General features: G+C 57.1%; 7 protein-coding genes. 2 read left to right on the top strand and 5 right to left on the bottom strand.

Annotation, left to right across the window (positions count from 1 at the left end):
• The coding region (locus WLY71_RS31500; RefSeq protein WP_425589970.1) for a hypothetical protein at positions 1-110 on the top strand (110 nt) is incomplete at its 5' end.
• Positions 111-209: 99 nt separating this feature from the next.
• On the opposite strand, the gene WLY71_RS28110 is transcribed toward WLY71_RS31500, so the two are convergent.
• The 5 genes from WLY71_RS28110 to WLY71_RS28090 all read right to left on the bottom strand — a co-directional run bounded on the left by WLY71_RS28110 (position 210) and on the right by WLY71_RS28090 (position 5594).
• Entirely contained in the window at positions 210-1187 is a 978-nt protein-coding gene (locus tag WLY71_RS28110; protein ID WP_347806157.1) for an NAD(P)-dependent oxidoreductase, read from the bottom strand.
• Between the two features lie 21 nt (positions 1188-1208).
• Entirely contained in the window at positions 1209-2507 is a 1299-nt protein-coding gene (locus tag WLY71_RS28105; protein ID WP_347806156.1) for an MFS transporter, read from the bottom strand.
• Positions 2508-2552: 45 nt separating this feature from the next.
• A complete protein-coding gene (locus WLY71_RS28100; protein ID WP_347806155.1) occupies positions 2553-3614 on the bottom strand; it encodes a sugar kinase in 1062 nt (353 codons plus the stop codon).
• The gene (locus WLY71_RS28095) at positions 3607-4389 is read right to left on the bottom strand and encodes a sugar phosphate isomerase/epimerase family protein (protein WP_347806154.1); all 783 of its coding nucleotides are present in this window, start codon (positions 4387-4389) and stop codon (positions 3607-3609) included. Before WLY71_RS28095 ends, WLY71_RS28100 begins: the two co-directional genes overlap by 8 nt.
• Before the next feature lie 179 nt (positions 4390-4568).
• On the bottom strand, positions 4569-5594 hold the full coding sequence (locus WLY71_RS28090) for a LacI family DNA-binding transcriptional regulator (RefSeq protein ID WP_347806153.1): 1026 nt from the start codon (positions 5592-5594) through the stop codon (positions 4569-4571).
• Positions 5595-5839: 245 nt separating this feature from the next.
• Here WLY71_RS28090 and WLY71_RS28085 point away from each other — a divergent pair.
• The coding region (locus WLY71_RS28085; protein WP_347806152.1) for a hypothetical protein at positions 5840-8445 on the top strand (2606 nt) is incomplete at its 3' end.

Raw genomic sequence — 8445 nt, 5'->3', positions numbered from 1 at the left:
CGGCGGGGCATATTCGACTGGGGTTGGTGGTGGATCAGCTGAAGCTGGCGGATGCGTGTCGGCGGATTGCGTTGTGTGCGGCGAACCTTCTGGAGGCTCGCCGGGCCTGATCGCCACAGCAAAAGATCGCAGCCTTCGGCAGCTCCTACAGGGATTTGTGCAGCACTGCGGTCGGCGTAGGAGCTGCCGCAGGCTGCGATCTTTTGATTTCAGCCTTTCCACGCCCCGACATTCACCAGATTCTTCGGCCGCTCACCCGCCAGCGCCGCCAGCAGATTGTCCACCGCACACGTGGCCATCGCCTCCCGCGTTTCATGCGTCGCCGAGCCAATGTGCGGCGTTGCCACCACGTTGTTCAGCTGCAACAGCGGCGAATCGGTGTTCAACGGCTCGCGTTCGAACACATCCAGCCCCGCAGCGCGAATCTGCCCGTCACGCAAGGCCTGAATCAGCGCCGCCTCGTCCACCACCTTGCCCCGTGAAATGTTGATGAAGATGGTTTCGGGGCGCATCAGGGCAAATTGATCTGCACCGATCAGCCCCTCGGTTTCAGTGGTCAGCGGCAACGTCAGGCAAACGAAATCCGCCTGCTGCAACAGCTCGGGCAGGCTGCGGTATTGCGCGTTGAATCGCTGCTCCACCGCCGGTTTTGGCGAGTGGCTGTGATAAATCACCGGCATGCCAAACCCGAAATGCCCACGCTGGGCCAGGGCCTCACCGATCCGCCCCATGCCAATGATGCCCAGGGTTTTACCGTGCACATCGGTACCGAATTGCGCGGGACCGACATTGCGCTTCCACTGACCGGCGCGAACCATGTTCGCCAGTTCCACCACGCGCCGGGCGGTCGCCAGAATCAGCGCGAAACCGGTGTCGGCGGTGGTTTCGGTAAGCACGTCCGGGGTGTTGCTGAGCAGGATTCGTCGTTCGGTCAGGTAGTCGATGTCGTAGTTGTCGACCCCCACGGAGACGCTGGCGATGGCTTCCAGATCTGGTGCCAGATCCAATAATCCGGCATCCAGTTTCAGACTCGCACCGAGCAACCCGTGGGCCCGGGGCAGGGCCTCGCGCAGCGTTGCCAGGCCGTCGGCATTGAGGTTGTCGATCAGCGTCACCTCGGTCTGCTCGTACAGGCGAGCCGTCAGCAGCGGCGAGAGTTTCTTGTACAGCACAACCTGCTTTTTCATCGTCATCATCTCAACTTCAATTCAGGAATGAGCGGCCGTGGACCGTTGCACAAGGGCCTTGGCCACGACCCGGTCACTGGCGCCGGGCTTGAGGAAAATCGTCAGCACCACCGAGAGCATCAACGCGCCGCTCATCAACAGATAAGAAGCGCCCGGCGAGCCGGTGGAGCTGTTCAGGTAACCGACCAGATACGAACCGCCAAACGAACCGAGCGCGCCCATGCTGTTGATCAACGCCATGGCGCCCCCGGCCACGTTGGCCGGCAGGATTTCCGGAATAATCGCGAAGAACGGACCGTAAGGCGCGTACATGCAAGCGCCAGCGATCACCAGCAGGGTGTAGGACCACCAGAAGTGTTCGGCGCCGAGAGCGTAGGAGCCGTAGAACGCAATCGAGGCGATCAGCAGTGGCGGCCAGACAAAGCGTTTACGCTTCTGCATTTTGTCCGAGCCCCAGGACACCAGCAGCATGCCAATCACCGCCGCCAGATACGGCAGCGCCGAGAGCCAGCCGGCTTCGATCATGTCCATCTGTGCGCCAGCCTTGAGGATCGACGGCAGCCACAACACGAAGCCATAGACGCCGATGCTCCAGCAAAAAAACTGCAAGGCCAGGATGATCACCTTGGGCGAACGGAAGGCTTCGGCGTAGTTCTTCACCGCTTTGATGCCCACCTGTTCGGCAGCCAGGGCGCTTTGCAGATCCTGCTTCTCTTGATCGCTCAGCCACTTGGCCTGGGCAGGACGGTCATCGGCCAGACGCCACCAGATAAACGCCCAGAGCACCGCCGGCAAACCTTCGATGATGAACATCCAGCGCCAGCTGTAATGCTGCACCAGATACCCCGAGACCACCGACATCCAGAGCATGGTCACCGGGTTGCCGAGAATCAGGAAGGTGTTGGCGCGCGAGCGTTCGGCGCGGGTGAACCAGTGGCACAGGTAGATCAGCATCGCCGGCATCACCGCGGCTTCGACCACGCCGAGCATGAAGCGAATCACGATCAACCAATAGGCGTTGGAGACGATCCCGGTCAACGTGGCCAGGCCACCCCAGAGAATCAGGCTGACGAAAATCAGCTTCTTCACGCTGTGCTTCTGGGCGTAGATCGCGCCCGGCACCTGGAAGAAGAAGTAGCCAAGGAAGAACAGCGCGCCAAGCATCGACGACAGGCCCGGCGTGATCATCAGGTCGGCGGCCATCCCGGAGGCGGCGGCGAACCCGTAGTTGGCGCGGTCCAGGTACGCCAGGCTGTAGGTGATGAACACGATGGGCATGATGTACCACCAGCGGCGGGCGGCGAGTGTTGCGGTTTTCATAGTGGTGCTCCTGAGCTTGTTGTTTTTGTCGCAGCAGGTAACGGGTTAAAGATTTGCAGTGACTGTGCGGGCCTCATCGCGAGCAAGCTCGCTCCCACAGGTGATTTGTGTTCGACCCCGATCCAATGTGGGAGCGAGCTTGTCTCCGGGCGGCGATCCGACGAAGGCGGCCTCAAATTCGGCGATCATTTCGGATCGATTAGGCAACCCCTCCATATCCCCACGGCTCTGCACCGCGCGGCTGCCAATCCAGTTGGCGCGCTTCACGGCGTCGGCAAAGCTGTGGTTTTCCAGCAGGGCGCTGATCATGCCAACGGCGAATCCATCGCCGGCACCGACGGTGTCGACCACCGTTTCCACCGGCACGCCCGCCACGAAACCCTGGTCCAGATGGGTGCGGTAATACGCACCGTGCGGGCCCAGTTTTATCGCCACGGCTTCAGCGCCCAGGTCGAGGTAGAACGCCGCGATGTCGGCCGGGTCTTCGCAACCGGTCAGCAATCGGCCTTCGCTCAACCCCGGCAGCACCCAGTGGGCGAGGGCGGCGAGGCGGTTGATCTCGGTAATCATCTGTTGCTCGTTGGCCCACAGGCTCGGGCGCAGGTTCGGGTCGAAGGACACGCTGCGCCCGGCATCGCGCATGCGGGTCATCAATTCGAAAGACATTTCCCGGGCCGTTTCGGACAGCGCCGGGGGAATACCGGTGGCGTGCAAGTGCCGGGCGTTCAGTAATTCAGGCGCGATCGACTGCCGCGACAGATGACTCGCCGCCGACCCGCGCCGGAAATACTCGACCACCGGATCGCTGCCATCGTCGGTGCGCGACTTGAGTTGAAAACCGGTGGGGTGTGCGGTGTCGATGGCGACGTTTCTGCAATCCAGGCCTTCTTTTTCCAGGGTGTCGATCACGAACCGTCCCAGCGAATCAGCGCCCACCCGGCTCAACCAGGCCACGTTAAAACCCAACCGCGACAAGCCAATGGCGACATTGCTGTCAGCCCCGGCAATGCGTTTGTGGAAGTGGCCGACATCGGCCAGGTCGCCGTTCTGCTCGGCGACGAACATCGCCATGGTTTCGCCGAACGACAGGATATCGATCTCAGACATGAGCGCTCTCCAATCGGGTTTGACCGAGGCGGGCGAGGGTGGCGACGTGCTCGGTGGTCAACTGCACCAGATCGTCGCCTTGCAGCGGGTATTCCGCCGCCCGCATGACGCCTTGGGCCATGTGCCGCATCAGTTGTTCCCACAGATGCAGGTCACTGGCGGCCGGCGGTATGGCGACCAGTTTGCCGTCAGCCCGGCGCGTCACGGCTTTGCAGTGCACATAGCCGACGTGGCGACCGAGCAACCGCGCGGCGCTGGCGGCGGACTGGTCTTGCCAATGCCAGTTGCCGATGTCGAAGGTCATTTTGACCGGCAGGTTGTGTTGCTCGACTTCAGTGAAAAACCGTTGGAACGGCTCGATACGGCCACCGTGCAGGGTTTGATCGTTTTCCACCAGCAATTGCACAGCGCTTTTGCCCAGTACGCGGGACAAGGTCTGGAGGTCGCTGTTGTCGGTGAAATAACCCAGGGACACTTTCAGCCATTTGGCACCGAATGCCTGGGCGCGCTGTAACGCAGAGATCAGTTCGGGATTGGGTTTGGACTGGCCGGCCAGCCACAACTCCATCGGCGAGGAATACACGCTTTCGAGGCCTCGAGCCTGAGTGGCGTCAGCCAGTTGCGCGGGGTCTTCGACGGTCAGCAGTTCTTCGCGCCATTCGATGCGCGTGGCGCCCGCGGCGGCCAACACGTCGATAAACGATCCCTGGCCGCGTTGGCGAACAAGGTCGGCGCCGTAGCTCGACAGGCTGATGGAAACGGGTGGTTTATTCATTGTTGTATACCTCTGAAACCGGTTTCATTTTTGTTCAAAAAAAGTCTGTGATTGCGTGGTGACCTTCAGGGCCTCATCGCGGGCAAGCCCGCTCCCACAGTTGATTGAGGTGGAACATAAATCTGAATCCACCACCGCCCCTTGTGGGAGCGGGCTTGCCCGCGATGAGGCCAGAACTATCACCGAGAATTCCCAAGAGTCGACCCACGCACAATCAACCGCGCCGAAAAATCCAGTGTCCGCACCGGCCCGTCATCACCGCGCAAGCGCTTGAGCAAACACTCAAACGCGCTGGCACCAATCTCGGCCGTCGGCTGGGCGAGGGCGGTGATGCCGCTGCCCACCAGCGGATACCAATCCAGATCATCGAGGGCGATCAGGCCGACGTCCTCGAACAGATTGCACTTCAGTTCACGCAACGAATGGGTGCTGGCCAGCGCGGCGATTCCGTTGGCGCAGAACAGCGCTTTCGGGCCAGGACCGGGCATTTCGAGGAAGGTTTTAAGCTGTGCGGTCAGTTCGCTACCGGTTTCGAGGAGGGTGCCGCGCAGGGTCGGGCGTTGTTCGATCTGCGCCTTGAAGCTGCTGACCCGCTCGATCCGCGAACTGGTGCCGTCATAGGGTTCAGTGACCAGCAGCACGTCGCGATAGCCGCGTTCTTGCAAATGGGCGAGGGCCATTTCAACGGCGGCAGGATTGTCCAGCCCGACCAGATCACTCTCCAGCTGCTCGACCTTGCGATCCACCAGTACCAGCGGCATTTCCCGATGCAGTTCGCGCAATTCGTCGCGGTGATGGCCGAGGGTGTTCACGATCAGCCCTTCAATGTTGTAGGAGCGCAGCAGGGCCAGGTGCTGGCGTTCCTGCTCGTCATCGCGATCGGTGTTGCACACCACCAGGCTGTAACCGTGCTGACGGCAGGCGGTTTCCACCCCGTGCATCACGGCAATCGAATAAGGGTTACGGATATCGGCCACCAGCATACCGATCAGGCGGGTTCGGCCGCGCTTCAGACCGCGAGCCATCTGGTTCGGGCGATAGCCCAGTTCGGCAATCGCCTGCTCGATGCGCAAGGCAGTGGCATCGGAGAGCAGGGCGCGGTCATCGCCGATGAAGCGCGAGACGCTGGCCTTGGAGACCTTGGCGTGTTCGGCGACGTCGAGCATGGTCACGCGGCTGCGCTGGGCGGTGGAGAAGTCGTTCACGGCAGGGACTCTTGTTATTGGTGGTATTTCCTGAAACCGGTTTCATACAACACCACCTTGCCGTATTACGTCAAGTGAAGGAAGCCCCATAGAAAACGTTAAAACAGGTGTGTATCCGACGAACGGTAGCAAAACCTGTCATATATGACAGTTGGCGAAACGTTAGTGCTAGCGCTTAATTTCTCCATGCAATGTTCTTACGAATCTTCGATTTATTTACACGCGAGTCAGAACGGAGTTGATTCATGACAAGTTCACAATCGCCATCATTAGGACTCAGCTCTATTGGTATTCTGGCGGATCCTCTGATTGTCAATGGCGTGGATAAAAACGATCCGGACGGACATTTGCCTCTGGAGCTGCTATTAAAAGGCACGCTCATTATTGTTCCGCTTTGGGCGGATCCCGGAATCAACGATCAATTGGTGGTGACTTGGCTGCAAGGTGACTTCAGCACAATCATCTTCGATGATGTGCTTCGCGCGAGGGTAAACGACCCGGTTATTGAAGTGCCGTTATCACCACAACAAATGTCTATGGATGGAATTGCATTTGTCCAATACCGGGTCTGGAAACGCGGCGGTGGTAATTCGGATGATTCTCCCCTTCGTAAGCTGACCATTGATCACACACCTTTGCTGTTGATGGAAGAGCCAGAGTTTCCTCATGCAACGCTATGGGGGTATCTCAATAACAATACCGTGCCGCCATTAACTCAAGGTGTCATTGTCTTTGTTCCGCACAGCAGAAATATTGCTCTTGTTGATGATGTCAATGAAGTGCACTGGAGGGGATATTCCAGTCTCAATGGCAGTGGCAATCCAGTGCAAGGCACTGAGGGTGTTTGGTCAAAGCAATTAAATTCGAATGATGTTGAAAGAGGCTATTCGCAGACGATTCCATTCGAAAAATACGTGCGACCATTGATCGATAATGACTCGGCAGTTGTTGTTTGTCGCCTGTTCAGAGGCAGTCGCCTGATTGCTGAATCCAAGAAAGGATTAGTAAAGATCGATAGGGTAACCCCTGGAGAAAATGGGCCGTATGGCTTAAGCGTAAGTTCATTTGGTATACAAGGAGTTTCAAAAATGAAATATGAAATGTTGCCTCCTATACTTCGGTTGATGTCAGCGCGCTCTGGAACGCTTGTGGTGGATGCGTCCGTCGACAAACTGGCAGATGACTCTATTCCAGTAAGCGTTCTGGATTCGGGAAAGATAATTTTCAAGGCGAATAATTTTGCTGATCCTCAAGATAACGACGAAATTGATGTTCATTTCAACGTCGTGGGCGGCCCGGATAAAACAGCTGGGACATTTAAGCTGGGAGCAGCGGCAGGACGCCAATACCCGGTTGAACTCGAAGTTGATGCAAGTCTGTTCCCTGAGGAGTTGACACCCGCTGCGCCTACGCGATACGAAGTCAGGTATGAAATTTTCAAAGGCGGTGGTGGTACATCGGATGACTCGAACGTCATCACGTTTGTCATCGACCGTACAGCCCCGTACGAAGTCAAAACCCCCGCACGTCGAAAAAACAAACCCACTCCAGCCGTGACCATTTCCAACCTGCCTGCGGCGCCGGCACGTATTGTGGATGAGACATGGATGACGGCTAACCCGAAACTGCTTTGCACAGTGCCCGTCGCTTACCCATTGCGGAGACTTGATGACGAACTTCGGTATTTTCTGAGTTCTGGAAATACCGTCGTTGAGGTTTTCAAAGGTGAGGTTCCCCCAACAGGTGTGTTTGAGGTTAGTACGGCCGAGCTACGCAAACTGCCAAATCTGACACGGGTTTCTCACTTGTACGAATGGCAGGATTTGCCTGGCAACCTGAGCTTGCGCTCTGATGCTGCACCTATTTTTGATCTGCGGCTTGCACAAGACCCTGTTTTGCTCCCCCCGCAAGTATCCAAGACCGATCCAAACCAGAGCATTCCTCTTTATCTGGATGACTTTGTAGCCGGCGTTCCTCCGGTTCTTGCGGTGGTCAAACAACCACTGCATGGTATCGCAACGGATGAAATCAAACTGATCATCGAAGATGCTGCTGATCCGACGGTGTTCGTTGAGTTCGATCCGCTTCCGCTCGGTACCGCAGATGTAAGCTTCACACTTGATTACGCCAAACTTGCAGAGCTATTTGGCAGTGCTACTGAATCTAAAGAAGTAAAAGTTTGGTACGAGCATGTTCGGGATGGGAAAATACTGGATGGCCCGGGTATTTTCATTGATCTGGACTTTGTGCACGCCGGCCCGACAAATCCTGATTTACCTGACCTGACCAACCCTGATCTGGCACTGGTAACGGTGACTGGCGCCTCCAATACGGATAACACCATTCTGCCGGGTGATCGAGACAAGCCTGGCAAAGTCAAAGTACCGGTTTGGTTTGATTTTCCGGCTGTTGCGAACGGTGAGGAAATCGATTTCTACATCGACGGTACGTTCGCCGGTAATTTCAAGCCTTTTGGCGGCGAGACCGAATTTTCGGCAGACATTGAAGCATTGTTTCTTGGAGCATTGCCAACCGCAACAGTAAAGGCGTACTACACGGTTAAAAGAGCGGGTAGCGACAAAAATATCATCAAGTCTCGTGAACGGGATGTGGTGATAAATGCCAGGAAAGTCTTGCTTCAAGTGCCGACGATTCGTATTCGAAGCCGCGACGAAATCGCCTGTTTTGCAATGGATACTGCGACAACTAACTGGAAATTGGCCGTTACAATTCCCAAAGATCCAGTGAACTTGCCACAAGGTAAATCGGTTACCGTCTTTTTTGCTGGTGTGACAGATATAACTGGCGCTACAGAAGTGCCGGGCACTCGAGATTCGGTTGTGTATTCCAT

The organism is Pseudomonas rossensis, assembly GCF_039888995.1.
GTDB classification, from domain to species: Bacteria; Pseudomonadota; Gammaproteobacteria; order Pseudomonadales; family Pseudomonadaceae; genus Aquipseudomonas; species Aquipseudomonas rossensis.
This window is presented reverse-complemented; position numbering and strand designations above follow the sequence as displayed.